20 protein-coding genes, 1 rRNA gene and 1 riboswitch are annotated in these 26,978 nt (G+C 50.3%); of the genes, 17 read left to right on the forward strand and 4 right to left on the reverse strand.

Annotation, left to right across the window (positions count from 1 at the left end):
• Window positions 1–162 precede the first annotated feature (162 nt).
• The 5 genes from rrf (at window position 163) to aceK (ending at window position 6,611) form a co-directional block, all read left to right on the forward strand.
• Window positions 163–278, forward strand: a 5S ribosomal RNA gene (gene rrf / locus LVQ79_RS13305).
• Between the two features lie 401 nt (window positions 279–679).
• Complete coding sequence (gene metA, locus LVQ79_RS13310) at window positions 680–1,609, forward strand: homoserine O-acetyltransferase MetA (protein WP_034457009.1); 930 nt, start codon at window positions 680–682, stop codon at window positions 1,607–1,609.
• A gap of 259 nt (window positions 1,610–1,868) precedes the next feature.
• Complete coding sequence (gene aceB / locus LVQ79_RS13315; RefSeq protein WP_232865329.1) at window positions 1,869–3,467, forward strand: malate synthase A; 1,599 nt, start codon at window positions 1,869–1,871, stop codon at window positions 3,465–3,467.
• A gap of 31 nt (window positions 3,468–3,498) precedes the next feature.
• Window positions 3,499–4,809 carry an isocitrate lyase gene (aceA, locus tag LVQ79_RS13320; RefSeq protein ID WP_232865330.1) on the forward strand — a complete coding sequence of 437 codons (1,311 nt, stop codon included), beginning with the start codon at window positions 3,499–3,501 and terminating at the stop codon, window positions 4,807–4,809.
• A gap of 59 nt (window positions 4,810–4,868) precedes the next feature.
• Window positions 4,869–6,611, forward strand: coding sequence for a bifunctional isocitrate dehydrogenase kinase/phosphatase (gene aceK, locus LVQ79_RS13325; RefSeq protein WP_232865331.1), 1,743 nt, complete (start codon window positions 4,869–4,871; stop codon window positions 6,609–6,611).
• Here aceK and iclR read toward each other — a convergent pair.
• On the reverse strand, window positions 6,608–7,441 hold the full coding sequence (gene iclR, locus LVQ79_RS13330) for a glyoxylate bypass operon transcriptional repressor IclR (RefSeq protein ID WP_151994243.1): 834 nt from the start codon (window positions 7,439–7,441) through the stop codon (window positions 6,608–6,610). The genes aceK and iclR overlap by 4 nt on opposite strands.
• Before the next feature lie 184 nt (window positions 7,442–7,625).
• Here iclR and metH point away from each other — a divergent pair, with 184 nt between their 5' ends.
• The 3 genes from metH to rluF all read left to right on the forward strand — a co-directional run bounded on the left by metH (window position 7,626) and on the right by rluF (window position 14,197).
• Complete coding sequence (gene metH / locus LVQ79_RS13335) at window positions 7,626–11,309, forward strand: methionine synthase (protein WP_232865332.1); 3,684 nt, start codon at window positions 7,626–7,628, stop codon at window positions 11,307–11,309.
• 236 nt (window positions 11,310–11,545) lie between these two features.
• Window positions 11,546–13,174, forward strand: a complete 1,629-nt coding sequence (locus tag LVQ79_RS13340) for a Na/Pi cotransporter family protein (RefSeq protein WP_151994241.1) — start codon at window positions 11,546–11,548, stop codon at window positions 13,172–13,174.
• 144 nt (window positions 13,175–13,318) lie between these two features.
• Entirely contained in the window at window positions 13,319–14,197 is an 879-nt protein-coding gene (gene rluF, locus LVQ79_RS13345) for a 23S rRNA pseudouridine(2604) synthase RluF (RefSeq protein ID WP_064515328.1), read from the forward strand.
• 1 nt (window position 14,198) lies between these two features.
• Here the strand turns inward: rluF and LVQ79_RS13350 are convergent, their stop codons facing one another.
• Window positions 14,199–14,471, reverse strand: coding sequence for a YjbD family protein (locus tag LVQ79_RS13350; protein ID WP_064515331.1), 273 nt, complete (start codon window positions 14,469–14,471; stop codon window positions 14,199–14,201).
• A gap of 235 nt (window positions 14,472–14,706) precedes the next feature.
• On the opposite strand from LVQ79_RS13350, the gene LVQ79_RS13355 reads away from it, so the two are divergent.
• Entirely contained in the window at window positions 14,707–15,066 is a 360-nt protein-coding gene (locus LVQ79_RS13355; protein ID WP_232865333.1) for a type II toxin-antitoxin system RelE/ParE family toxin, read from the forward strand.
• Window positions 15,063–15,401: a helix-turn-helix domain-containing protein gene (locus tag LVQ79_RS13360; RefSeq protein ID WP_232865334.1), complete on the forward strand. Its 339-nt coding sequence runs from the start codon at window positions 15,063–15,065 to the stop codon at window positions 15,399–15,401. Before LVQ79_RS13355 ends, LVQ79_RS13360 begins: the two co-directional genes overlap by 4 nt.
• 45 nt (window positions 15,402–15,446) lie before the next feature.
• On the opposite strand, the gene lysC is transcribed toward LVQ79_RS13360, so the two are convergent.
• Both lysC and LVQ79_RS13370 read right to left on the reverse strand, forming a co-directional pair.
• Complete coding sequence (gene lysC / locus LVQ79_RS13365) at window positions 15,447–16,802, reverse strand: lysine-sensitive aspartokinase 3 (RefSeq protein ID WP_232865335.1); 1,356 nt, start codon at window positions 16,800–16,802, stop codon at window positions 15,447–15,449.
• Window positions 16,803–16,921: 119 nt separating this feature from the next.
• Window positions 16,922–17,138: riboswitch (Lysine riboswitch) on the reverse strand.
• A 51-nt stretch (window positions 17,139–17,189) separates the two neighbouring features.
• Window positions 17,190–18,995: a cation:proton antiporter gene (locus tag LVQ79_RS13370; protein WP_232865336.1), complete on the reverse strand. Its 1,806-nt coding sequence runs from the start codon at window positions 18,993–18,995 to the stop codon at window positions 17,190–17,192.
• A gap of 211 nt (window positions 18,996–19,206) precedes the next feature.
• Here LVQ79_RS13370 and pgi point away from each other — a divergent pair, with 211 nt between their 5' ends.
• The 7 genes from pgi to LVQ79_RS13405 all read left to right on the forward strand — a co-directional run bounded on the left by pgi (window position 19,207) and on the right by LVQ79_RS13405 (window position 26,938).
• The gene (gene pgi / locus LVQ79_RS13375; protein ID WP_232865337.1) at window positions 19,207–20,856 is read left to right on the forward strand and encodes a glucose-6-phosphate isomerase; all 1,650 of its coding nucleotides are present in this window, start codon (window positions 19,207–19,209) and stop codon (window positions 20,854–20,856) included.
• A 227-nt stretch (window positions 20,857–21,083) separates the two neighbouring features.
• The gene (locus LVQ79_RS13380) at window positions 21,084–21,797 is read left to right on the forward strand and encodes a hypothetical protein (protein ID WP_232865338.1); all 714 of its coding nucleotides are present in this window, start codon (window positions 21,084–21,086) and stop codon (window positions 21,795–21,797) included.
• 404 nt (window positions 21,798–22,201) lie between these two features.
• Entirely contained in the window at window positions 22,202–22,681 is a 480-nt protein-coding gene (locus tag LVQ79_RS13385; protein WP_232865339.1) for an Hcp family type VI secretion system effector, read from the forward strand.
• A gap of 495 nt (window positions 22,682–23,176) precedes the next feature.
• Entirely contained in the window at window positions 23,177–23,422 is a 246-nt protein-coding gene (yjbE, locus tag LVQ79_RS13390; RefSeq protein WP_064515341.1) for an exopolysaccharide production protein YjbE, read from the forward strand.
• A gap of 62 nt (window positions 23,423–23,484) precedes the next feature.
• The gene (locus LVQ79_RS13395; RefSeq protein WP_232865340.1) at window positions 23,485–24,123 is read left to right on the forward strand and encodes a YjbF family lipoprotein; all 639 of its coding nucleotides are present in this window, start codon (window positions 23,485–23,487) and stop codon (window positions 24,121–24,123) included.
• On the forward strand, window positions 24,120–24,842 hold the full coding sequence (locus LVQ79_RS13400; protein WP_232865341.1) for a capsule biosynthesis GfcC D2 domain-containing protein: 723 nt from the start codon (window positions 24,120–24,122) through the stop codon (window positions 24,840–24,842). Before LVQ79_RS13395 ends, LVQ79_RS13400 begins: the two co-directional genes overlap by 4 nt.
• On the forward strand, window positions 24,842–26,938 hold the full coding sequence (locus LVQ79_RS13405; protein WP_232865342.1) for a YjbH domain-containing protein: 2,097 nt from the start codon (window positions 24,842–24,844) through the stop codon (window positions 26,936–26,938). Before LVQ79_RS13400 ends, LVQ79_RS13405 begins: the two co-directional genes overlap by 1 nt.
• Window positions 26,939–26,978 lie beyond the last annotated feature (40 nt).

Below are 26,978 nucleotides of genomic sequence, written 5' to 3' on the forward strand. Positions count from 1 at the left end.
GTAGCGATACGTTGAGCTAACCAGTACTAATGATCCGTGAGGCTTAACCTTACAACACCGAAGGTGTTTTGGTTGAGAGACTACGATATTGATTTTCAGCTTGAACCGAGATTTTAAGTCGATGGTTATGTGAAAGCATGACGGTTGATGAAACAGAATATGCCTGGCGGCACTAGCGCGGTGGTCCCACCTGACCCCATGCCGAACTCAGAAGTGAAACGCCGTAGCGCCGATGGTAGTGTGGGGTCTCCCCATGCGAGAGTAGGGAACTGCCAGGCTCCAAATAAACAAACAAGCCTCATGCGAAAGCATGGGGCTTTTTTGTGCTTGCTAAGTGGACAACATTGTCGGGAGCAATGTTGCACGTCGCTTGCGACGGCCCCGCAGGGGTGAGTATCAGGATGATACGAATACAAGCCCTGTACTGATGTTCAGGGCTTTTTGCTGTCTGCGATTTATGCAATCACCCTTCATATTCCCCTCTCAGCAAGCCAACCCCATCCATATAATCTACTGCAACACCGGCCATTAACCAGTCTATTCCCCTGCCTATAAAATCTGTGCTTAAGTGAAACATTTTCAACTATCTTATGAATACTCGACATTTGACAGTCGGCGAGTTATCTTCAGCTATCTGGATGTCTAAACGTTTAAACGTATGTTGTGAGGATATAAGGTTATGCCGATTCGGGTGCAGGATGAGTTACCAGCTGTCAATTTCCTGCGGGATGAGAATGTCTTTGTTATGACTACATCGCGCGCAAGCAATCAGGAGATCCGTCCGCTAAAGGTACTCATACTTAATCTGATGCCAAAAAAGATTGAGACGGAGAACCAGTTTTTACGTCTGCTTTCTAACTCTCCTCTACAGGTTGACGTTCAGCTGTTGCGCATTGATTCGCGTGAATCCCGTAATACACCAACTGAGCACCTCAATAACTTCTACTGTAATTTCGACGATATTCAGGATGAAAATTTTGATGGGCTTATCGTTACCGGTGCGCCATTGGGTCTGGTTGAGTTTAACGATGTGGCTTACTGGCCGCAGATCGAACAAGTAATTCATTGGGCTAAAGATCACGTCACCTCAACGCTATTTGTCTGTTGGGCTGTACAGGCGGCACTTAATATTCTCTATGGTATTCCTAAGCAAACGCGTAAAGAGAAATTGTCTGGCGTATATGAGCATAACCTCACTTACCCACACGCACTGTTAACTCGCGGCTTTGATGACACTTTCCTGGCACCACACTCGCGTTACGCCGATTTCCCTGCATCGTTGATTCGTGACTACACCGATCTCGAAGTTCTGGCCGAGTCAGAAGAAGGGGATGCTTATCTTTTTGGCAGTAAAGACAAGCGCATTGCATTTGTGACTGGCCATCCAGAATATGATTCGCACACGCTTTCTGGTGAGTATTTCCGCGACGTAGAAGCAGGTCTGAATCCCGATGTGCCTTATAACTATTTCCCGGGTAATGACCCGCAGAAGAAGCCACATGCAACCTGGCGTAGTCACGGAAATTTACTGTTCACAAACTGGCTGAACTACTACGTTTATCAGATCACACCGTTCGATCTGCGTCATATGAACCCAACGCTCGATTAAGCGTTTCAGCACCCCTTCACCTCTACGATCAAGGCACCTTTAGGTGCCTTTTTTGTTTTCTAAAAACCACTTCCCTCAATGACTAATTTTTAAATTCATAAATATCAATGTGATAAATGATTTTAAAATCAAAAATGGAAATAGTTTTTGATTTTAGAAAATCATGAAGTAGTCTTAACTCTGTTGAGTGAAAACCAGACACTGGACGTACCAGATAGAATTGGCGTTATTGACGGGATGAAATGAGGGGAGAGATCCAATGACACAACAGACAGTTAGCGCAGAGTTGGCCTTTAGCCAACCGTTTGGTGAACCAGAGCGACAGATACTGACGCCTGATGCAGTAGAGTTTCTCAGTGAACTCGTCACCCGCTTTACACCGCAGCGTAATAAGCTGCTGGCGGCACGCACCGTACAGCAAGCGGAAATTGATGCTGGAAAGCTTCCGGATTTTATTTCGGAAACCAGTTCCATTCGTGAATCTGAATGGACTATTCGTGGCATCCCAGCCGATTTACTCGACAGACGTGTCGAGATCACCGGTCCGGTTGAACGCAAGATGGTGATCAACGCTTTAAATGCTAACGTCAAAGTGTTCATGGCCGACTTTGAAGACTCACTGGCACCAAGCTGGAACAAAGTTATCGATGGCCAAATCAACCTGCGTGATGCAATAAACGGCACCATTAGCTGGACAAACGAAGCAGGTAAAATTTATCAGTTGAAGCCTGATCCGGCGGTACTGGTGTGCCGTGTTCGTGGCCTGCACTTACCGGAAAAACATGTCACCTGGCGCGATGAACCTATCCCTGGTAGCCTGTTTGACTTCGCACTCTACTTCTTCCACAACGTAGATTCTCTACTGGCTAAAGGAAGCGGCCCATATTTCTATCTGCCAAAAACCCAATCCTGGCAGGAAGCGGCCTGGTGGAGCGAAGTCTTCAGCTTTACTGAGGATCATTTCTCTCTACCGCGCGGCACTATCAAAGCAACATTGCTGATCGAAACGTTGCCGGCGGTATTCCAGATGGATGAGATCCTGCATGCGCTGCGCGATCATATCGTTGGGTTGAACTGCGGCCGCTGGGATTACATTTTCAGTTACATCAAGACGTTGAAAAATCATCCGGACCGCATTCTTCCCGATCGCCAGTCCGTCACGATGGATAAGCCTTTCCTGAACGCTTACTCCCGTCTGCTTATCAAAACTTGTCATCGTCGCGGTGCTTTCGCTATGGGCGGTATGGCGGCATTCATTCCAAGTAAAGACAGCCAACGCAATGAGTGGGTACTCAACAAAGTCAAAGCGGATAAGCAGATGGAAGCGACCAACGGCCATGACGGCACATGGATTGCGCATCCGGGTCTTGCCGACACTGTGATGGAGGTCTTTAGCAAAGCGCTGGGGGAAGACAAAAACCAGCTGCATGTTCTGCGTGAAGAAGATGCGCCAATTACTGCGGCACAACTGCTGGAAGCATGTCCTGGTGAACGCACCGAAGCAGGTATGCGCGCCAACATTCGTGTTGCTGTGCAGTACATAGAAGCGTGGATCTCAGGCAATGGTTGCGTGCCGATCTACGGTCTGATGGAAGATGCCGCGACTGCGGAAATTTCACGAACTTCTATCTGGCAGTGGATTCACCATCAAAAAACGTTGAGTAACGGTGAGACGGTCACTAAGGCACTGTTCCGCCAAATGCTTGCCGAGGAGATGTTCGTTATTCAAGAAGAGTTGGGTGACAAGCGTTTCAGCCAGGGGCGCTTTGATGAAGCGGCCCGCCTGATGGAGCAGATCACCACTTCCGATACGCTTATCGACTTCCTGACGCTGCCGGGCTACCGCCTGCTTGCTTAATTTTACTCAATAATAATATGGAGCATCTGCCATGACTAAAACCTCACGCAACCAACAAATCCAACAATTACAACAAGATTGGACGCAACCACGCTGGGAAGGCATCAAACGTCCGTACACTGCAGAAGAAGTCGTTAAACTGCGCGGTTCGGTAAACCCGGAATGTACCCTGGCGCAAAATGGCGCAGCGAGAATGTGGCGTCTGCTGCATGGCGAATCGAAAAAGGGTTACATCAATAGCCTCGGTGCATTAACTGGTGGGCAGGCTTTGCAACAGGCGAAAGCAGGTATCGAAGCTATCTATCTTTCTGGCTGGCAGGTGGCGGCGGATGCCAACCTTGCATCCAGCATGTACCCGGATCAATCGCTGTATCCAGCAAACTCAGTACCTGCGGTGGTTGATCGGATCAACAACACGTTCCGTCGCGCCGATCAGATCCAGTGGGCATCGAACATTGAAGAAGGTGATCCGCGGTATGTCGATTACTACCTGCCGATCGTGGCCGATGCTGAAGCTGGGTTTGGCGGCGTACTGAATGCTTTTGAGCTGATGAAGTCGATGATTCAGGCCGGTGCGGCAGCCGTTCACTTTGAAGATCAGCTCGCATCGGTTAAGAAATGCGGCCATATGGGCGGCAAGGTATTGGTTCCTACTCAAGAAGCGATTCAGAAACTGGTTGCGGCACGTCTTGCGGCTGACGTAATGGGTGTCCCAACACTGGTTATCGCTCGTACTGACGCTGATGCGGCAGATTTGATTACCTCTGATTGCGACGAATACGACCGCGAATTCATTACCGGCGAGCGCACGCAAGAGGGTTTCTACCGCACCCATGCAGGTATTGAGCAGGCAATCAGTCGTGGGCTGGCTTACGCGCCATACGCCGATTTGGTGTGGTGTGAAACCTCCAAACCAGACCTTGAACAGGCTCGCCGCTTTGCTGAAGCTATTCATGCACGCTTCCCTGGCAAATTGCTGGCCTATAACTGCTCGCCATCGTTTAACTGGAAGAAAAACCTCGACGACAAAACCATCGCTTCGTTCCAGGAGGAGCTGTCAGCAATGGGCTACAAATACCAATTTATTACACTGGCGGGCATTCACAGCATGTGGTTCAACATGTTCGACCTGGCACACGCTTATGCACAGGGTGAAGGGATGCGCCATTACGTGGAAAAAGTGCAGCAGCCAGAATTTGCCGCAGCACCTGAAGGCTACACCTTCGTTTCCCATCAGCAGGAAGTGGGCACCGGTTATTTCGACAACGTGACGACGATTATCCAGGGTGGCGCTTCTTCGGTTACAGCGTTAACCGGTTCAACGGAAGAAGATCAGTTCTAAGTTTTCGTAGGGCGGATAAGCAGCGCGTCATCCGCCGTTTTTATGCTGTGAGGTAACCTATGACGCGACGGCTGGAACTGTTAATTGCCCACACCATCCTGCAAGGTTTTGACGCACAGTATGGCCGCTTTCTTGAAGTGACCGCGGGAGCCCAGCAGCGTTTTGAGCAAGCAGACTGGCATGCAGTTCAGCAGGCTATGAAAAGCCGTATCCATCTCTACGATCACCACGTTGGCCTGGTGGTGGAGCAACTGCGTTGCATCACTGGCAGTCACAATACTGACGACGAGTTTTTACTGCGTGTCAAAGCGCAGTACACACAATTGTTACCCGATTACCCTCGTTTTGAAATTGCCGAAAGCTTTTTCAATTCTGTTTATTGTCGACTGTTCGATCACCGCTCGTTATCTCCCGAGCGGCTTTTTATCTTTAGTTCTCAGGAAGAAAAGCGCTTTCGTGAGATCCCTCGTCCGCTATCAAAGTCCTTTACTCCGGCTTTAGGGTGGCAGCCACTTTTGCGTTCCTTGCTAAGAGATTTGCCTTTGCGTTTGCCGTGGCAAGATTTGGCGCGAGACGCGGGTTACATCATCGCGCATCTGACCGAAACCTTTGGCTCTGAGGCTTTGCAGCATGCTTCCCTTGAAGTCGCCAATGAGTTGTTTTATCGCAATAAAGCCGCCTGGCTTGTGGGTAAGTTGGTCTTGCCGAACGGTAAGGTACCGTTTTTATTGCCAATTCATCGCACTGATGACGGCTATCTGGTCGTTGATACTTGTTTAACCAGCGCCGCCGAAGCAAGCATTGTCTTCGGTTTCGCCCGTTCCTATTTTATGGTTTATGCGCCACAACCTGCGGCTCTGGTGGAGTGGTTGCGTGAGTTGTTGCCAGGTAAAACGACTGCCGAACTGTATATGGCAATTGGCTGCCAGAAACACGGTAAAACCGAAAGCTACCGCGAATATCTGACATATATCTCTGCCACTGATGAGCAGTTTATTGAAGCGCCAGGTATTCGTGGCATGGTGATGCTGGTGTTTACGTTGCCTGGCTTTGACCGGGTATTCAAAGTGATTAAAGACAAGTTCGCGCCGCAAAAAGAGGTCACTGCTGAACGTGTGCGCGAATGCTATCAGCTGGTCAAAGAGCACGATCGTGTCGGGCGTATGGCCGATACCCAGGAGTTTGAGAATTTTGTGCTGTCTAAACATCAGATTAGCCAGCCATTGATGGCGTTATTACAGCAGGAAGTGCCTGAAAAACTGACCGACCTCGGTGACCGGATCGCCATCAGCCATCTTTATATTGAACGCCGAATGGTGCCGCTAAATTTATGGCTTGAGCAGGTGGAAGGGCAGCAATTACGCGACGCAGTGGAAGAATACGGTAACGCCATCCGCCAACTTGCCGCCGCCAATATCTTCCCAGGCGACATGCTGTTTAAAAACTTTGGCGTAACCCGGCACGGGCGCGTGGTGTTCTACGATTACGATGAAATTTGCTATATGACCGAAGTGAATTTTCGCAACGTACCGCCGCCGCGTTACCCTGAGGACGAACTCTCTGCCGAGCCGTGGTACAGCGTGGCACTGGGCGACGTGTTCCCGGAAGAGTTTCGTCACTACTTATGCGCTGCCCCGCGTATTCGCCAGATATTCGATGAAATGCACAGCGACTTGTTCCGAGCTGATTATTGGCGTGCGTTGCAGGAACGTATCCGCAATGGCCACGTAGAAGATGTCTTTGCTTATCGTAAACGCCAAAGATTTATTCTTCGTTTTGGCGATTTAAAGCAGGCGGGTTAGCGCCCGCCGCCGTATGCCTGAGTAATCTCTTTCGCCGCTTTAATTACTAACGCGCCCAACTCGGTAACGCGGTCATCTGTCACGCGTGATATTGGGCCGGAGATGGAAATCGCCGCAAAGGCTTCATGATGTTCGTCATAGATACACGCCGCCACGCAACGCAGCCCCAGCGCATGTTCTTCATCATCAAATGAATATCCACGCTTACGCGTTTGCGCCAAATCTTCTTTCAGATGCAGTGGGGAGGTCAGTGTGGCAGGGGTATAGCTATGCAACCCTTTACGATGCAGCAGAGTTGCGACCTGGTCGTCACTCAAATTCGCGAGAAACACCTTTCCTGCACCCGATGCATGCATGGGTAATTTGCCGCCGATTGGGGCTGACATCCGCATAAGCTGGGCGCATTGCACTTGGTCGATAATAATCGCCTGATGATCGCTATGGTCGAGCACCGCAAGATTCACCGTTTCGCCGGAGTCTTCCATCAGCTTACGCAGCATCGGGTGAACAATGGCCAACAGATTACGACTTTGCAGGAAGCTACTACCCACCACAAACGCATGCGCGCCAATCGTCCAGTGTCCGAGATCGCCGATCTGGCGCACAAAGCCAAGTTGTTGCATGGTGGTCAGTAGACGATGAGTCGTGGAGTTAGGTAAACCAGCCTGTTGTGCCAGCTCGGTAAGGGCAACACTACCGTGTGATTCAGCAATCCATTCAAGCAATTTCAGGCCGCGAGTAAGCGACTGAACCTGTCCGGTGGGTTGTGGTGCGGCCACAGTGGCAGCGCGCGGTTTTTTTCCACGTTTAGCGGGAACGGCAGCAACCATAACTGACTCCTGTTTTCGTATCGTGGAAATCATTTTCGTTTTATTTGGCGATAATGCAACCAGCATTGGACTCATCGGATCAGTCAGGTGAACATGTCTCATGTTCCATTGCTTTGCGACTATTACAAGTTATGACAGTATGCCTTGTGGGCTGACAGGCTTGGGTAAACAGGTGGGAGTTAGAGTGAGCAATAAATTAGAAAAACTGCATCAGCAGTTGCAACAACGCATTTTGGTACTGGATGGTGGTATGGGAACCATGATCCAGAGCTACCGTCTTGATGAAAGCGATTTTCGCGGAGAGCGCTTTGCGGACTGGCCTTGTGACCTGAAAGGGAACAACGACTTGTTGGTGCTGAGCAAGCCAGAAATCATTGCCGCTATTCACTACGCCTATTTTGAAGCGGGTGCCGACATTGTCGAAACCAACACCTTCAACTCAACAACCATCGCGATGGCGGATTACCAAATGGAATCCCTGTCGGCAGAAATCAACTTTGAGGCGGCGAAGCTCGCCCGTGCCTGTGCTGATGAATGGACAGCACGCACACCAGAAAAACCTCGCTACGTGGCAGGTGTGTTAGGCCCAACTAACCGTACTGCATCTATTTCACCTGATGTGAACGATCCGGCATTCCGTAATGTGACCTTTGATCTGCTGGTGGAAGCCTACCGTGAATCTACACGTGCGCTGGTGGAAGGTGGATCTGACCTCATCATGATTGAGACGGTGTTCGATACCCTGAATGCCAAAGCCGCTATTTTTGCGGTTAAAACCGAATTTGAAGCGCTGGGTGTTGATCTACCGATCATGATTTCCGGCACCATCACCGACGCTTCAGGCCGTACCCTTTCCGGTCAGACTACTGAGGCCTTCTATAACTCATTACGCCATGCTGATGCGCTGACCTTCGGCCTGAACTGTGCGCTGGGACCTGACGAACTGCGCCAGTACGTCGCTGAGCTTTCACGCATCGCTGATTGCTACGTTACCGCGCACCCGAACGCAGGCCTGCCGAATGCCTTCGGTGAATATGATCTCGATGCTTTTGAGATGGCGCGTCAGATTGGCGAATGGGCACAGGCCGGTTTCCTGAACATTATCGGCGGTTGCTGCGGCACCACGCCTGCACACATTGCGGCGATGAGCAAAGCCGTGGAAGGCGTTGCCCCACGTAAAATACCAGACCTGCCAGTGGCATGCCGTCTGGCGGGCCTTGAGCCGCTGAACATTGGCGCCGATAGCCTGTTTGTCAACGTGGGTGAACGTACCAACGTCACCGGTTCTGCCAAGTTTAAGCGCCTGATCAAAGAAGAAAAATATAACGAAGCGTTGGAAGTAGCACTTCAGCAGGTTGAAAGCGGCGCGCAAATCATCGACATCAACATGGATGAAGGGATGCTCGACGCCGAAGCGGCGATGGTGCGTTTCCTCAACCTGATTGCCGGTGAGCCAGATATTGCCCGCGTGCCCATCATGATTGACTCTTCAAAATGGGACGTCATCGAAAAAGGGCTGAAGTGTATTCAGGGCAAAGGCATTGTTAACTCCATCTCCATGAAAGAGGGCGTTGAGCCGTTTATCCATCACGCCAAACTGGTGCGCCGTTACGGTGCCGCGATGGTGGTCATGGCGTTTGACGAAGTCGGCCAGGCGGATACCCGCGAGCGCAAAATTGAAATTTGCCGCCGCGCCTACAAAATTCTGACCGAAGAAGTCGGCTTCCCTCCGGAAGACATTATTTTCGACCCGAATATCTTTGCAGTTGCGACCGGGATTGAAGAACACAACAACTACGCACAGGACTTCATCGGTGCGTGTGCCGACATCAAGCGCGAATTGCCTCATGCGATGATTTCAGGCGGCGTATCGAATGTGTCGTTCTCCTTCCGTGGTAACGACCCGGTGCGCGAAGCGATCCACGCGGTATTCCTCTACTACGCCATTCGCAACGGCATGGATATGGGGATTGTTAACGCCGGGCAACTGGCGATATATGACGATCTCTCCCAAGAATTACGCGATGCGGTAGAAGACGTAATTCTTAACCGTCGCGACGACAGCACCGAACGTTTGCTGGATCTGGCCGAGAAATATCGCGGTAGCAAAAGTGACGACGGTGCGGCCGCACAGCAAGCCGAATGGCGTAGCTGGGATGTGAAAAAGCGTCTTGAATACTCGCTGGTGAAAGGTATCACTGAGTTTATTGAACTCGATACAGAAGAAGCCCGTCAGCAGTCTGAACGCCCGATTCAGGTCATTGAAGGCCCGCTGATGGACGGCATGAACGTGGTCGGCGACCTGTTCGGCGAAGGGAAAATGTTCCTGCCGCAGGTGGTGAAATCGGCACGCGTGATGAAACAGGCGGTGGCGTACCTCGAACCGTACATTGAAGCCAGCAAAGAGAAAGGATCTACCAACGGTAAAATCGTGCTCGCCACGGTGAAAGGCGATGTTCATGACATCGGCAAAAATATCGTGGGTGTGGTGCTGCAATGTAACAACTACGAAATCATCGACCTTGGCGTAATGGTGCCAACCGAGAAGATTTTGAAAACCGCTCGTGAAGTGGGGGCCGATATTATCGGTCTGTCAGGTTTGATTACCCCGTCGCTGGATGAAATGGTCAACGTTGCCAAAGAGATGGAGCGCCAGGGCTTTACGCTGCCGCTGCTGATTGGTGGTGCGACAACTTCCAAAGCGCACACGGCGGTGAAAATCGAGCAGAATTACAGTGGGCCAACGGTTTATGTGCAGAATGCCTCACGTACCGTAGGTGTCGTGGCAGCACTGCTCTCTCCGACTCAGCACGACGAGTTTGTGGAACGCACGCGCAAAGAATATGTCACTGTTCGTACCCAACACGCGCGTAAAAAACCACGCACGCCGCCAGTGTCACTTGCTGCTGCCCGTGAAAACGATCTCGCATTTGATTGGGCAAGCTATACGCCGCCAGTCCCGCATCGCCCTGGTGTGCAGGAAGTCACGGCAAGCATCGAAACGCTGCGTAACTACATCGACTGGACGCCGTTCTTTATGACCTGGTCGCTGGCCGGGAAATATCCGCGCATCCTCGAGGATGAAGTGGTGGGTGAAGAGGCGAAACGCCTGTTTAAAGATGCCAACGACATGCTCGACAAACTGCATAACGAAAAACTGCTGACCCCACGTGGTGTCGTCGGCCTGTTCCCGGCAAACCGTGTGGATGATGACATCGAAATCTATCGTGATGAATCCCGCACCCATGTGCAAACTGTCGCACACCATTTGCGCCAACAGACCGAGAAAGTCGGTTTTGCCAACTACTGTCTGGCTGACTTTGTCGCACCAAAGCATAGTGGTAAAGAAGATTACATCGGTGCGTTTGCGGTCACCGGTGGCATGGAAGAAGACGCGTTAGCAGAAGGCTACGAAGCGCAGCATGATGATTACAATAAAATCATGGTGAAAGCGTTGTCCGACCGTCTGGCTGAGGCTTTTGCGGAATATTTGCATGAGCGTGTGCGCAAGGTTTACTGGGGCTACGCGCCAACGGAGAACCTCAGCAACGAAGAGCTTATCCGCGAAAACTACCAAGGGATTCGCCCGGCACCGGGTTACCCGGCCTGCCCGGAACACACTGAAAAAGCGACTATCTGGGAACTGCTGGATGTAGAGAATGTGGTGGGGATGAAACTCACCGAATCCTACGCCATGTGGCCAGGTGCGTCTGTTTCCGGCTGGTACTTCAGCCATCCTGACAGCAAATACTACGCCGTGGCGCAGATTCAGCGTGACCAGGTGGAAGATTATGCGCGCCGTAAAGGGATGTCTGTCACCGATGTTGAACGCTGGTTAGCGCCTAACCTCGGTTACGACGCGGACTAATCCGCTTCGACCTGGTTTACTTGCCATTTTGAACCTGGGCAGTACTCGCCCCCTCAGGTACTACGTGTACGTGAGGGGCTGTGCGCTGCCCGAGTTCAAACTGGCTGCTACGCCGACGGTCGATCACTGAATTCCTTCCTTTTCCCCTTCTTACATCCCGAAACGTTTAAATCTTGCCAGGCGTTATATACTGGAAAGAGAAGGAATTTCTTAACGTCAATTGACTGGGAGAATGAGTGCTGACATTACTGCATCTACTTTCTGCGGTGGCGCTACTGGTATGGGGCACGCACATTGTGCGTACCGGCATCATGCGCGTTTACGGTGCAAATCTCCGTAGCGTACTTAGCCGCAGTGTTGAAAAAAAACCGTTCGCCTTTTGCGCAGGTATTGGCGTAACCGCACTGGTGCAAAGCAGCAACGCCACCACAATGTTGGTCACCTCTTTTGTGGCACAGGATCTGGTGGCGCTTACCCCTGCGCTGGTGATTGTGCTGGGCGCGGATGTGGGTACCGCGCTGATGGCGCGAATCCTGACCTTTGATCTTTCGTGGCTTTCTCCGCTACTCATCTTCATTGGCGTTATTTTCTTCCTCAGCCGCAAACAAACGCGCGCCGGACAACTTGGCCGCGTGGGCATTGGCCTCGGGTTGATTTTGCTGGCGCTGGAGTTGATTGTTGCTGCGGTGACGCCAATTACTCAGGCATCCGGCGTGCAGGTCATTTTCGCCTCGTTAACCGGCGATATCATGCTCGATGCGTTGATTGGTGCAATGTTCGCCATCATCAGTTATTCAAGCCTTGCTGCAGTTTTGCTGACCGCCACGCTGACTTCCGCGGGAATTATTTCGTTTGATGTCGCGCTTTGTCTGGTGATTGGTGCCAACCTCGGCTCTGGCCTGTTAGCGATGATCAATAACAGCACCGCTAACGCTGCTGCCCGCCGTGTTGCACTCGGCAGTTTGTTGTTCAAGCTGGTGGGCGGCGTGATTGTGCTGCCATTCGTACATATTCTTGCTGATGCGATGCAAAAACTCTCCCAGCCTGAATCTGAACTGGTTATCTACTTCCACGTGTTCTACAACCTGATTCGCTGCCTTGCAATGGTGCCATTTGCCGGTGTAATGGCACGTTTTTGCCGTAACGTAATTAGTGAGACTCCTGAAGTTGATGCGCGTATGAAGCCGAAACATCTTGATGTAACGGCTCTGGATACCCCAGCACTAGGCCTATCCAACGCAGCGCGTGAAACCTTGCGTATGGGTGATGTGCTGGAGCAAATGTTGGAAACCTGGAGCAAAGTGATGCACGGAGAGCCGCGCCAGGAGAAGGAACTGCGTAAGCTCGCCGATGATGTGGATGTGCTCTATACCGCAATCAAACTGTATATGGCGCAAATGCAAAAAGAGGAACTGGCCGAAGTCGAATCCCGCCGCTGGGCAGAGATTATTGAAATGTCGCTAAACCTGGAACAGGCGGCAGATATTCTTGAGCGCATGGGGAGTGAAGTCGCGGATAAATCGCTGGCCACTCGTCGGGCATTCTCGCCAGATGGCCTGAAAGAACTGGATATTCTGCTCCAACAGTTAACCAGCAACCTGAAGCTCAGCCTGTCGGTATTTTTCTCAGCCGACGTGAACAGTGCGCGCCGTTTGCGCCGTAATAAACATCGCTTCCGTATTCTTAACCGCCGATTCTCACACGCGCACGTTGACCGCCTGCATCAGCAAAACGTGCAGAGCATTGAAACCAGCTCACTACACCTCGGTTTGCTTGGTGATATGAAGCGCCTGAACTCACTGTTCTGTGCGGTCGCATACAGCGTACTTGAACAGCCTGATGATGACGAAAGGGACGAGTACTGATCGAAAAGGCACTTTCAATTAGCCGTAATTGCGGCGATGCCTGCCAAATAACCCCCTTTGCGGGCAATGAACTTCGCGTTTGTTGCCCGAGTCTGTTCGCATCGCCCTTCATGTAATGTATATTCCGGGTTTTACGGAGGAACCATGCTGACCAACTCATCTATACGTCTGAACAAATACATTAGCGAGAGCGGTATCTGCTCCCGCCGCGACGCCGATCGTTACATCGAACAGGGAAATGTTTTTATTAACGGCAAACGCGCCGCGATTGGCGATCAGGTATTTGCCGGAGATGTGGTGAAGGTCAACGGTCAATTAATCGAACCCCGTGACGAAGACGACCTGGTACTTATCGCACTCAATAAGCCGGTGGGCATTGTAAGTACCACCGAAGATGGTGAGAAAGACAACATTGTCGATTTCGTTAACCATAGCAAACGCGTTTTCCCGATTGGGCGCTTAGATAAAGACTCTCAGGGTCTGATTTTCCTCACCAATCATGGCGATCTGGTGAATAAAATCCTGCGTGCCGGGAATGACCACGAAAAAGAATATGTCGTTACGGTAAACAAACCAGTCACCGATGAGTTCATTCGCGGTATGGGAGCGGGCGTTCCGATGCTAGGAACTGTAACCAAGAAATGCAAAGTGAAGAAAGAAGCTCCCTTTGTGTTTCGTATCACGCTGGTGCAAGGGCTCAACCGCCAGATTCGCCGTATGTGCGAACACTTTGGTTATGACGTGACGAAGCTTGAACGTACTCGCATCATGAATGTCAGCATGAAAGGGCTGCCATTGGGTGAGTGGCGTGATTTGACTGACGATGAGTTAGTTGAATTATTTAAGCTGATTGAGAATTCGTCTTCTGAAGCGAAACCGGCGGCCAAAGCAAAAGCTAAACCGAAGGCGGTTGCGGTGAAAAAACCTGTCGTTAGCGGGCCGAAGAGTGCTGCTAAAACCCCGGCAGAGCTAGCTTCACGTAAACGTTTTGCTCAGCCAGGGCGCAAGAAGAAGGGGCGCTAAATTAGCGCTTCCCACGTGAATGGCTGTTTGCAGACCAGGAATAAGTTGCAGATGTATCTGGTTTTGCCGCTTTTTGCTTTTTAATCTGGCGGACTTTTTTGGCCTCCTGTTCACGTGCTGCTATCAGTTGGTCAATATAAGTTTTTTTAACGTGGTTGATTTCTGAGTTTGTCAGGGGGCGACCATGGGCGATGCGTGCGCGGTCAAGCCGCGTTTTCAATTCGCGCTGCTCGGCTTCGGTCATGTCTTGTTGTGTCAGTCTTGATGTGGACATTATTGCGGCCTCTTAAGAAGTGGCCTCCAGTGTAAAGCAAACTGCTCCCAGGCTCAGTAAAAATCAGCTTTCTGCATGCAATTTGCAGCCGCCCCAGGATATTTTGCGAACCTCATTCGTAGTTAAACACTTCTTCTTTTACTCCCTGAATTAAAAAAGGCAGCTTATCTGCAGGTAAGGATTATGTTTTTCTAATCTCGAATTTGGTATAAAATTTTATACAATGGAATGTCAAATGGTCAGGCAATCTGGCGTTCAAGAAAAAGAGATCGTTTGGATTGGAACATCTTATTCAGACTTTCTTACGTTTCCAGCTACGGCAAAGAGAGATGCAGGTTATCAGCTCCACAGAGTGCAAAACGATTTACCTCCCGAAAACTGGAAGATAATTTCTGAGCTTGGGGCTGGGGTATGCGAGCTAAGATTGCGCGAAGATACCGGTATTTTCCGCGTCATGTATGTTGCAAAATTCGACGAGGCCATATACGTATTACATTGTTTTAAGAAGAAAACACAGAAAATGACCGGGCCCGATAAAGAAGTTACAAGCGCCCGATATAAAGCGGTATGCCACTACCGAAGGGGTCCTGAATGACTACAAAAATCGATACTCGTATTCGCCATATAACGCCTGCGGGAACGAACATTTTTCTCGACCTTGGTTTTTCCTCCGAAGAGGCGGAACAACTGTATTCTGACTCAACAAATGAAATTGCGAATGCCAAAGCCATTAAAGAGCAGCTGATGGAAGAGATAGCTCAGTGGATCGAGGCGCATCAACTCAAGCAGGCAGAAGTGGCGGCGGTGTTGCATATTTCTCGTCCTCGCGTGTCGGATGTCGTGAACAAGAAAACCAGTAAATTTACCATTGATGCATTAGTTAACATGCTCAGCCGTATCGGCAAGCCAGTCAGTGTTTCTGTAGGTTAAAAGCAAAAAGCCCGGTTTCCCGGGCCATTTGTTTACCACTTCGTTTTATTCAAACAGATTGTGATGAAGTTTCTGCACTACTTTTTCAGCGTCGTCGCCAGGCACCAGGAAGCACAGGTTGTAGCTGGATGCGCCATAGCAAATCATGCGAATGTTGAAGGGGTCGAGAACGCCAAACACCTCTTTGCCCACGCCGCAGGCTTGGGAAAGTTTGTTACCGATGATGGCAATCAGGGCGAGGTTTTCTTCCACTTCTACGCGGCACAGTGAGGAAAGCTCGGTCAGCAGCGACGTGGTCAGCGGGCTATCACTATTGGAAGTTGAACCCGTGGTATCGAGCGTTAGCGCAATGCTAACTTCTGAAGTGGTAATCAAATCAACAGAAACATTATGTTGCGCCAGAATGTTGAACACTTCCGCCAGGAAACCATGGGAGTGCAGCATGCTCAGGCTATTGAGCGTCACCAGGGTTTGTTTACGACGTAATGCCAGAGCACGGAACAGAGGTGGATTTTCTGTTTTGTTACAAACCAGGGTACCACCTGCTTTTGGGTCTTTGCTGGAGCCGACAAACACCGGAATATCGCTACGCACCGCTGGCATTAATGTCGCTGGATGCAGTACTTTTGCGCCGAATGTTGCCATTTCAGCTGCTTCTTCAAAAGCAATTTTGTCGATGCGTTTTGCGGCTGGCACTACACGTGGGTCGGTGGTGTAAATCCCCGGCACGTCAGTCCAGATATCAACGCGGCTGGCATGCAGTGCTTCACCCAACAAAGCCGCTGTATAGTCGCTGCCGCCACGTCCAAGCGTGGTGGTGCGGCCTTTCGCTTCACTACCAATAAAACCTTGAGTGATGACCAGAGATTGAGCCAGGCGTGGCTGAAGCTGTTGGTTTGCCAGTTCTGCTAATGTAGCGACATCTGGTTCAGCACGGCCAAAGCGGTCATTGGTGCGCATGATTTTGCGGATATCGAACCATTGGGCATCGACTTTGCGTTCGCGTAGGATCTCCACGAACAGCAGCGTAGACATCAATTCACCGTGGCTAACCAACTCATCAGTTAACGCGGTTGAAGTAGCAAGGGATGCCGCTTCAGCGAGTGTGGTGATGTTTTCAAGCAGGCGCTCAACTTCTTCGCGGATGATTTGCGGATTTGCCAGGCGCTCAACAATGTCATATTGAATTTTGCGAATCGCATCGAGCTTAACAAAACGCTCTGTTGCTTCCAGGCCGCTTGCCAACGCAACCAGCAAATTGGTGATACCCGCAGATGCTGAAAGAACAACAACGCGAACTTTTTCATCAGCCAGCACCACGTCGGCGCTGCGGTTCATTGCGTCGTAATCAGCTACGCTTGTGCCGCCAAATTTGGCAATAACGGTTTGTGGATAGGACATTACGGTACAGCCTCGTGTCAAAGAAACAGCCATGGGAATGGCAAAAAAATTAATCAGCCTTGGCACAAGGGAAGAGCGGGATAGGGGGAGGACGTAGAAAAGTAAACTTGAACTACGATTCACCCAGAAGCGCCCCACCTTGTTTCCCCAATTCCTTTGCGAAATTGGGGAATATGAAGCACTAGTGCTCCTGGTGACAGCCCAAGGGATTCAGCCCCCGTGGCCGATAATGCACGCTGCCATACGCACACTACCTCGGCGCCGCTCCCCCTCCTGTGTCGTCTGCGGATTGGCTCCTCAAACACGATACCTGGGCGGCGCGCCTCTTCTGGCTTACTCACAAGTGAGCAAGTAGCCGTATAGAAATAAAATTTTATGCGCCAGATGTCAACGCCTGGAAGCCGGAGATTTATCTGTCTGGACCAGTGCAATCAACGTGCAGGGCAGTGTTGGCGTCGTTTTACCGTTTATCGCAACAGTTTTTCCTTCTTCCAGACGAGCAAAAAGTGGCACAACTCCGCGATTTTTCTCCAGATATTCCATCCAGCCAAAATTTTCATTCAGACGTGTCGCTTTTATGGTCGCCCCTTTGGCTAACAGACTGCTCAAACTACTCCAGGTGACATCTTCAGGAAAAAGTTTCTCATGGCGGCGAAAGCGTGCGCTTTCGTTGCTGCCTCGTCCTTTCAAAGCGGAACCGGAACGAATAGCGAAAACCTTATCGTTGCCAAAAATATGGCTGAAGTGATACACCGCCAGCGCGTTTTGATGGCGGTTTGGAGAAAGTGCCAGCACCTGGGCGGTATTGCTTAAATCGAGAAAGTTTTCCGCATGTTCCGACCAGGCATTGCCGTAATAGGCCGGTAACCCTTCCATGCGTGCCAGGCGGTAATATTCCCAGCTATTGTCGGTGAGAATGACAGGTATATTTTGTTTCACCAGCGCGTGGGCGAGCGTTCGTGCGACAGTATTCGCCCCAATAATCAGCACACCACGTGGTTTACGTTGTTGTACACCTAACCACCTGGCAAGCGGTCCACTGGTCAGGCTTTGCAAAACTACGGTGCCAATAATAATGGCGAACACCACGCTCACCAGTTTATCCGCGCCCTCGTAACCGCTTTTTTGTAGCGTCAGCGCGAATAACGAACTCACTGCCGCCGCGACAATGCCGCGCGGAGAAATCCAACTTAACAGCAGCTTTTCGCGCAGGGTTAACGACGAACCGAGGGTAGAAATTGCAATACATAATGGGCGGGCGACAAACTGAATCACCAGCAGCAAAGCAACCAGCGGCCAACCCATCGCCAGCACGCCATGAATATCGAGGCGTGCTGCCAGAATAATAAATAGTGCTGAGATAAGAATTGCGGAGAGTTCTTCTTTGAAGGCGACGATATCGCTGACATCCACATCACGCATATTCGCAAGCCAGATGCCCAGTACCGTAACGGCCAATAAACCTGACTCATCGGCTAGCGTGTTTGATAGCCCAAAGGTCAGCAGGACCACCGCCAGTACCGCAAAGTTTTGTAGATAACTCGGAAACCAGACGCGTTTTAAAGCCGTACCCAGTAACCAACCAAATAGCCCGCCGCAGGCTAACCCGACCACCACTGTTTGCGCGAAGATAATCACCAGGTGCAGGTTCGAGCCCGCTTCCTGGCGCAGCGTAATAAATTCGAAAACTAATAATGTGAAGATCGCACCGACCGGGTCGATAACAATCCCTTCCCAACGCAGCACCTGATTAATCGCGGCATTGGGACGCACCACGCGCATTAGCGGTGCGATAACTGTCGGGCCGGTAACAACCGTAACGGCGCCCACCAGTGCGGCTAACGCAGGGTCTAAGCCCAGTAGCCCCCAACAGGCGAGGCTGATCACCGCAAAGGTCGCCAGCATTCCGATGCTCACAAGATTGCGCACCACACCGCCTAATCCACGAATCTCATCAAAACGCAGTGTCAGGGCACCCTCGAACAAAATAATGGCGACCGACAAGGAGACAATAGGAAACAGCAGTTCGCCAAACAATTGATCAGGGTTGAGCACGTGAGTAAACGGGCCAAGAATCAAACCGAATAACAGCAAAGGCAGGATGGCCGGAAGCCGAATTGCCCACGCCAGCCATTGCGCTACCAGCGAACTGATCGTGATAACCACCAACAAAAGAGGTACGGACAGTTCCATAAAATTTTTACCTTACCTGGTTTACGAAGCCATACTGTTTTTCTCAGTGTAGACGGGGTCACCGAGGGCTGAGTCCCACCCGGCAACTTTTTCGCGGCCACATAATCTGAAACGGTATTCCCGGTGCAATGGTAGAAAAATCATCACAAATCCTGTTTTGTGGATATACAATTGACCGCAGTCACAGTTCTCAAATCAAAAGGGTAACGCTATGAAAAATATCAACCCAACGCAGACCGCTGCATGGCAGGCTTTACAGGCGCATTTTGACGAAATGAAAGACGTCACAATCGCTGAGCTGTTTGCTCAGGATGCTGACCGCTTTGGTAAATTCTCCGCCACTTTCGACGATTTAATGCTGGTGGATTACTCCAAAAACCGCATCACCGAAGAAACCCTGACCAAGCTGCAAGCGTTGGCAAAAGAGACGGATTTGCAAGGCGCAATTAAATCCATGTTCTCTGGCGAGAAGATTAACCGCACTGAAGATCGCGCCGTGCTGCACGTTGCATTGCGTAACCGCAGCAACACGCCAATCATTGTTGATGGCAAAGATGTAATGCCAGAGGTGAACGCTGTGCTTGAGAAGATGAAAACCTTCTCTGAGAGCATCATCAGCGGTAACTGGAAAGGCTACACCGGCAAAGCGATTACTGACATTGTGAACATCGGTATTGGCGGTTCAGACCTCGGCCCATTCATGGTGACCGAAGCACTGCGTCCGTACAAAAACCATCTCAATATGCACTTTGTATCTAACGTTGATGGCACTCACATTGCCGAAGTGCTGAAGAGCGTTGACCCGGAAACCACGCTGTTCCTGGTTGCTTCTAAAACCTTCACCACACAAGAAACCATGACCAACGCCCACAGCGCGCGCGACTGGTTCCTGGCAACTGCTGGTGATAACAAACACGTCGCGAAACACTTCGCAGCGCTGTCTACCAACGCGAAAGCCGTCGGCGAGTTCGGTATCGACACCGCCAACATGTTTGAGTTCTGGGATTGGGTCGGCGGCCGTTATTCCCTGTGGTCCGCAATTGGCTTGTCCATCATCCTGTCTGTGGGTTACGAAAACTTCGTAGAACTGCTGTCTGGCGCACACGCGATGGACCAGCATTTTGCTAACACCCCGGCAGAACAGAACCTGCCAGTGCTGCTGGCGCTGATCGGTATCTGGTACAACAATTTCTTCGGCGCTGAAACCGAAGCAATTCTGCCATACGACCAGTACATGCACCGTTTTGCGGCTTACTTCCAGCAGGGCAACATGGAATCCAACGGTAAGTATGTTGACCGTAACGGCAATGCTGTGGATTACCAGACTGGCCCAATTATCTGGGGCGAGCCTGGCACTAACGGCCAGCACGCGTTCTACCAGCTGATTCACCAGGGCACCAAAATGGTTCCTTGTGACTTCATCGCACCAGCGACCAGCCACAACCCGCTTTCTGACCACCATCCAAAACTGCTGTCTAACTTCTTTGCTCAGACAGAAGCACTGGCATTTGGTAAAGCTCGCGAAGTGGTTGAGCAGGAATATGCAGCTCAGGGTCTGGATCCTAAAACACTGGATCACGTTGTGCCGTTCAAAGTGTTCGAAGGTAACCGTCCAACCAACTCCATCCTGCTGCGTGAAATCACTCCGTTCAGCCTGGGTGCACTGATTGCGCTGTATGAGCACAAGATCTTCACTCAGGGTGCAATTCTTAACATCTTCACCTTCGATCAGTGGGGCGTGGAATTAGGTAAGCAACTGGCTAACCGTATTCTGCCAGAGCTGGGTGATGCGGCTGAAATCAGCACTCATGACAGTTCTACGAACGGTTTAATTAACCGTTATAAGTCCTGGCGCGCATAATACCCGTTTAAGCATTTTATAATAACGGGAGAATAGATGAGACCCAGAATTTTAGGGCTTCATCTAATAATGGAGATACTTTTTGTATCTCCAAATCTAATTAGTGAACAGTTTTATCCATGCATGGGGATTTTTGTTCCATAAAATATCTGAAAACAATAGCCCAGATTGTCCATATTCCTGATAGGGGGTAGTCTTATAACACCACTAACAGGAGATAAATCAGTATGACTGCATCTGATTATTTACGGATGAAATATGCAAGTGACCGCCATTTAGCACTGAGTACACAAAATGCTATTGGTGGCGTCATGCACACGGCGCGGGGTGTCGCGTCTGATATATATTCAGGGATTGAGAGAGCAAGCTGGTATTCATCATGTTTTATTCCACAATACAATGATGTTTGTCAGGAGTTAAAAGCAGAAGAAATTAGAACTATATATTCTATTGAATCTATATTTAGATACCGTGATGTCATTGCTCACATGCTGTTTCTCTATTTCCAGCTAGTCTGTAAGGACGTTGAAGAAGGTAATAGTGAAGGCTCCGCGCGTAGGATAATCAGGAACATCGCAGGGGTGGCAGCTTCAATACCTGCCGCCAAGGTTACACGGACTGCCTTCTCACAGGCCGCGTCCTTAGCCATCTCACAATCGGGCTTTATGTCAAAGGTTGTCGCCGAAAGGCTTTCCTTGCAAATACCCAAAACGGTTTTTGCACTCCAGTTCTACGGGCTACAACAAAAAAGCGCTCTCGCTGCACGTCATCTGAAAGCCATGTATCCAGAGTATTATTGGGTGCTCTATCAGGCAAAACTTGAAATGCTTTATTACTTTGCTGAGCCTGTTATTTCAGCAATGATTAAAAAGTTAATGTCGAGATCGTTTGAAACTCTTGATGAACTTAGCGACTTCATTCGAGAGAGCTACGATGTTTAAAAGCATAATCGCGCTATTTCTTGAGGTTATATTATTCCCGCTGACAATCATTGCCGCCGCTTTCCTTTGGTTCTATCTGATTCCTGAATACTGGATAGGTCTAACATTTGTCTCGGTTATAATTTTAATTGTCGTATTCACTCGCCTTTCATCAAAGTATGAGAAATACAAGTAGTTGGGCAAAGGAGCTAAGATGTTTAAACACGAAATAATATTTTTTTAGACGGCGTAATATTCCCGGTGCTGGTAATAGGCTGCGGTATGATATGGCTATATTTCTTCCCGGAATATTACATTTCACTTACATTCATCACGTTTATTGTTTTACTGTGGATATTCCCTGACTACCCTGGCAAAGTAAAAAAAATCAAATCCCGTTTTAAAAACAAATAAAAGGAGTTTATATGTCTAACCCGGCTTACTTGTGGTTAACAGATGAAAATGGATCGCCGATGGTTGGTGGCTCGCTGGTGGTTGGTCGTCAGGGGGCTATTGAAATGAAATCGCTCACTCATAACGTCAACATCCCTACCGACCACAATACAGGGCGACTGACGGGCACGCGCATTCACGCACCTATCCAGTTTCAAAAGGAGTTTGATAGGGTTACGCCGCTGTTGTATCGGGCATTAACCCGGGGTGACGTGCTCAAATCCGGCACGATAAAAATGTACAATATCAATGATGCGGGCATGGAACGGGAATATTTCAACATCATTCTGGAAAACGTGAAAATCACGTCCATTACGCCCGACCTGTATCCTGGCGCGTCTACTGGCACGCATCTGGAAACCGTACTGGTGCACTATGAGAAGATCACATGGAAGCACTGCGACGGGAATATCATCTATACCGACCAGTGGAATAGCCGTGCTACCTATTAAAAATGCTACCGCTTGGGTAGCCCTGTTCACTTAAGTGATTTGGAGATACAAACAGTATCTCCATTATCAGATGAAGTCCTGCAACTTTGTGCTTCGTCTGTTCTCCCGTTAAGCACTTCTTTTTATCAAATACTACCCGAATGGTATTAGTCTTATAGCCGGCCTAGTTATTTAAATAAGATTATTCCCCTTGCCGCTTAATATTCCCAAATCACCCTGCTGAGGTTAATCCTAAAATCGCCTATATCCCGATAATTAAGGAGGTTTACTTTCGGATTAATTAGATTAAATTTATAGTGATATATATTTTAAATAATTGTTTTTAATGGTTTAAATGTAATTTTTATCATCTTATTATTGTTATGTTTCCATTTATCTTAAAGCGCCTCTCATATTTCCCTCTGCGGACTAACGCTATTACTTGTTGTGTATACTCGAAAGCGCCTGAAATTCCTTTTGGGCAAATCTCCATTCATTCAATGAAGGGAAATTGTTATGAAGAAAGTTCTTTATGGCGCTTTAGCCATATTCACGCTGGCAGCAGCTGGTGCGGCGAGTGCAGATCCGGTTGCTGTAGGTGAAGCCGCTGGTGCACAAGCTACTTACGAGTCCGCAGGGAGTTCTACTGCGGCCAGTGCCAGCACTGTCGGGTCAGCAGTGGGTGTAGCACTTGCTGCAACCGGTGGCGGTGATGGTTCCAATACTGGGACCACAACAACCACAACGACCAGCACCCGATAAATCCCGGGTGATTTAATCCTAACCACACTTCGGTGTGGTTATTTCGACTCCGGGGAAACCTCGTGCAGCGACTCGTAATTCTTCTTGTTTGCCTGTTACTTCAGGCTTGCTCTGCCACCACTAAAGGTCTTGGCTCATCGCTCTGGCACAGTATTGTCGGCAGTGATGGCGTACAGCTTACCCATGACGATATTCAGAATATGCGCTACGCCAGCCAGTACATGAGCATCAATAACGGCCCACAAATATTTGTCGTTCTGGCATATGACGAAAACGGCCAGCAAAAATGGGTAACGCAAGACCGGGCGATGATCGTCACCGAACAGGGCCGCATCGTAAAAACCACCGGTCTTGGCGACAACCTCCAGCAAGTGACTAATACGCCAAACGACCCGCTGGTACATGCAAATCAGATAACCGATGGCGCGAGTTGGACACGGCAAATTGCCTGGACTGAGCATCAGCAGGCGCGAATGGCGACAGCGCATTCAACCTTTACCTGGGACGGCACCGACACGCTAAAAGTTGCTGAAAGCACCACGCCCGTTCGTGTTCTCGATGAAGAAATCACCGCCGATGGCAAAACCTGGCATAACCGCTTCTGGATAGACAGCGAAGGTCATATACGTCAGTCAAAACAATATATTGGCCCGGATTATTGGCCTGTCACTACGATTTTGTTGAAGGCGGCCAAAGAATGAAATTAACAGCATCCATGTTGTTTTTAGCGCTAAGCAGCACGCTTTCTTACGCCGCTGGAAATGTGACTATTTACCCCGGCAATCAGCAACTCACCAACGTAGAACGCCTCGGTGATTTAGTCTCGCAGCCCTCACTTGCGCGGGCCTGGTGGCCAGGCGCGGTAATTAGCGAACGGCAGGCAACAGCGGTTGCAGAACAAGAGCACCAGAAATTGTTAACCGCTTTATCGGGTTTCGCCGCCGAAGAAGACGGTGACGATGCCGCAGCCATCAACGGCATGCGCCAACAGATGCAGGCCATTCACGTTACCGGGCGGCAGTTTGTCGATCTCGACCCCGACTGGGTGCGTGTTCACCCTCGCGCCAATGTTCCGCTGCAAGGCGATTACAGCCTGTGGGCCGGGCCACAGCCCTCCACAATCACGCTGATGGGGCTGGTGAGTTCACCGGGTGTGAAACCTTTCGTTGCCGGGCGCAGTGCCGACGAATATCTCGATGGTGTCGACAAACTCAGCGGAGCCGACCGCAGTTTCGCATGGGTGATTTACCCGGACGGCAAAACCCAAAAAGCGCCAGTGGCCTACTGGAATAACCGCCATGTTGAACTCACGCCGGGCAGCATCCTGTTTGTCGGCTTTAAAGAGCGACTATTTAATTCTGATTTCAACGACTTGAATCAGCAAATCCTTAACTCTCTGACTCATCGGAGACCGGATTGATGAACAAAAAATATCTCTACAGCCTGCTCGCGCTGGCCGTATCTACTGCCTGCCAGGCAGAAACCTTTCCAGACCCAGTAGGCCCGTCGCAATCGGATTTTGGCGGTGTGGGTTTGCTGCAAACACCGACTGCACGCATGGCACGAGAAGGCGAGTTTAGCCTTAACTATCGCGATAACGATCAGTACCGCTTCTACTCTGCCTCGGTGCAGCTTTTCCCGTGGCTGGAAACGACTTTGCGCTACACCGACGTGCGCACCAGAGAGTACAGCAGCGTCGAGGCGTTCTCGGGTAACCAGACTTACAAAGATAAAGCCTTCGACATGAAAGTTCGCCTTTGGGAAGAAGGCTATTACCTGCCGCAGGTGTCGGTGGGTGTGCGTGATTTAGGCGGCACCGGTTTGTTCGATAGCGAATATGTTGTGGCGAGCAAAGCCTGGGGACCGTTCGATTTTAGCCTCGGCATGGGCTGGGGCTACATGGGCACCAGCGGCAATGTGAAAAACCCGTTTTGTGAAGTGAGCGATGGCTTCTGCTATCGCGATAACAGCTACAACCAGGCGGGTTCATTCAACTTTAGCGGCATGTTCCACGGCCCGGCGTCACTGTTCGGTGGTGTCGAATACCAGACTCCGTGGCAGCCGCTGCGCCTGAAAGCGGAATACGAAGGTAACAATTACACTCAGGATTTTGCCGGAAAACTCGAGCAACGTAGCAGCTTTAACATCGGCGCTATTTATCGTGTCACCGATTGGGCCGACGTTAACGTCAGCTACGAGCGTGGCAATACCTTTATGTTTGGTGTCACGCTGCGAACTAACTTTAACGACTTGCGCCCGGGCTATAACGATAATCGCCGCCCGCAATACCAGCCGCAGCCGCAAGATGAAATTTTACAGCCGACGGTTGTCGCAAATCAGCTGACGCTTCTTAAATACAATGCAGGCCTGGCAAACCCGAATATTCAGGTGAAAGGCGACACCCTATATGTCACGGGTGAGCAGGTGAAATACCGCGACTCCCGTGAAGGCATCGAGCGTGCTAACCGCATTATCATGAATGACCTGCCGGAGAATATTCGCACCATCCGCGTGACTGAAACCCGCCTGAATATGCCGCAGGTGACGACCCAAACGGATGTCGCCAGCCTGAAAAACCATCTGGAAGGTGAGCCGCTTGGACACGAAACACCGCTGGTGCAAAAACGTGTTGAGCCGGTCATTCCGGAGAAAACCGAACAGGGTTATTACATCGATAAATCGAAGGTGAATTTCTCGATTAACCCGGTGCTGAACCAGTCCGTGGGCGGCCCAGAAAGCTTCTACATGTATCAGGTTGGCGTGATGGGAACCGCTGACTGGTGGGTGACGGATCACTTGCTGACCACGGGTAGCCTCTTTGCCAACATCGCCAATAACTACGACAAATTTAACTACACCAATCCACCGAACGACTCGACACTGCCGCGCGTGCGTACCCACGTCCGTGACTACGTTGAGAACGATATTTACGTCAACAACCTGCAAGCTAACTACTTCCAGTATTTAGGTAATAGTTGGTATGGGCAGGTGTACGGCGGCTATCTCGAAACCATGTATGGCGGGGTGGGCGCGGAAGTGTTGTACCGCCCGGTCGACAGCAACTGGGCGATTGGTGCCAACGCCAACTACGTCAAACAGCGTGACTGGCGTAGTGCGCAGGACATGATGAAGTTCACCGATTACAGCGCGCCAACCGGCCACCTTACCGGTTACTGGACGCCACCGTTTGCTGATGACGTGCTGGTTAAACTCAGCATCGGCCAATATCTGGCGAAAGATAAGGGTGGCACGTTGGAGATCTCCAAACGCTTCGACAGCGGCGTGGTTGTCGGCACTTATGCGACCATTACCAACGTGTCGAAAGAAGAGTACGGGGAAGGGGACTTCACCAAAGGTTTCTACGTCAATGTGCCGCTGGATATCTTCTCGTCTTCACCAACCCGCAGCCGGGCGCAAGTGAGCTGGACACCGCTGACGCGTGACGGTGGGCAGATGGTGGGACGCAAGTTTGAGTTGTATGGGATGACGAGCGATCGGGATATTAATTTCAGGTAACGAGGGTTTATTGGAACCTGATGGGGTTCCAATAATTACG

The sequence above is a fragment of the Buttiauxella cochleicola genome (assembly GCF_021282405.1).
In the GTDB taxonomy this organism is placed as follows: domain Bacteria; phylum Pseudomonadota; class Gammaproteobacteria; order Enterobacterales; family Enterobacteriaceae; genus Buttiauxella; species Buttiauxella massiliensis.

Excerpts from the sequence above, each read along its gene's own strand:
- aceK (WP_232865331.1), top strand. The coding sequence starts at position 4,869 with ATGACGCGACGGCTGGAACTGTTAATTGCCCACACCATCCTGCAAGGT.
- aceB (WP_232865329.1), top strand. The coding sequence starts at position 1,869 with ATGACACAACAGACAGTTAGCGCAGAGTTGGCCTTTAGCCAACCGTTT.
- iclR (WP_151994243.1), bottom strand. The coding sequence starts at position 7,441 with ATGGTTGCTGCCGTTCCCGCTAAACGTGGAAAAAAACCGCGCGCTGCC.
- LVQ79_RS13385 (WP_232865339.1), top strand. The coding sequence starts at position 22,202 with ATGTCTAACCCGGCTTACTTGTGGTTAACAGATGAAAATGGATCGCCG.
- LVQ79_RS13360 (WP_232865334.1), top strand. The coding sequence starts at position 15,063 with ATGACTACAAAAATCGATACTCGTATTCGCCATATAACGCCTGCGGGA.
- aceA (WP_232865330.1), top strand. The coding sequence starts at position 3,499 with ATGACTAAAACCTCACGCAACCAACAAATCCAACAATTACAACAAGAT.
- LVQ79_RS13405 (WP_232865342.1), top strand. The coding sequence starts at position 24,842 with ATGAACAAAAAATATCTCTACAGCCTGCTCGCGCTGGCCGTATCTACT.
- LVQ79_RS13355 (WP_232865333.1), top strand. The coding sequence starts at position 14,707 with ATGGTCAGGCAATCTGGCGTTCAAGAAAAAGAGATCGTTTGGATTGGA.
- pgi (WP_232865337.1), top strand. The coding sequence starts at position 19,207 with ATGAAAAATATCAACCCAACGCAGACCGCTGCATGGCAGGCTTTACAG.
- LVQ79_RS13380 (WP_232865338.1), top strand. The coding sequence starts at position 21,084 with ATGACTGCATCTGATTATTTACGGATGAAATATGCAAGTGACCGCCAT.
- lysC (WP_232865335.1), bottom strand. The coding sequence starts at position 16,802 with ATGTCCTATCCACAAACCGTTATTGCCAAATTTGGCGGCACAAGCGTA.
- rluF (WP_064515328.1), top strand. The coding sequence starts at position 13,319 with ATGCTGACCAACTCATCTATACGTCTGAACAAATACATTAGCGAGAGC.
- LVQ79_RS13370 (WP_232865336.1), bottom strand. The coding sequence starts at position 18,995 with ATGGAACTGTCCGTACCTCTTTTGTTGGTGGTTATCACGATCAGTTCG.
- LVQ79_RS13400 (WP_232865341.1), top strand. The coding sequence starts at position 24,120 with ATGAAATTAACAGCATCCATGTTGTTTTTAGCGCTAAGCAGCACGCTT.
- LVQ79_RS13350 (WP_064515331.1), bottom strand. The coding sequence starts at position 14,471 with ATGTCCACATCAAGACTGACACAACAAGACATGACCGAAGCCGAGCAG.
- yjbE (WP_064515341.1), top strand. The coding sequence starts at position 23,177 with ATGAAGAAAGTTCTTTATGGCGCTTTAGCCATATTCACGCTGGCAGCA.
- metA (WP_034457009.1), top strand. The coding sequence starts at position 680 with ATGCCGATTCGGGTGCAGGATGAGTTACCAGCTGTCAATTTCCTGCGG.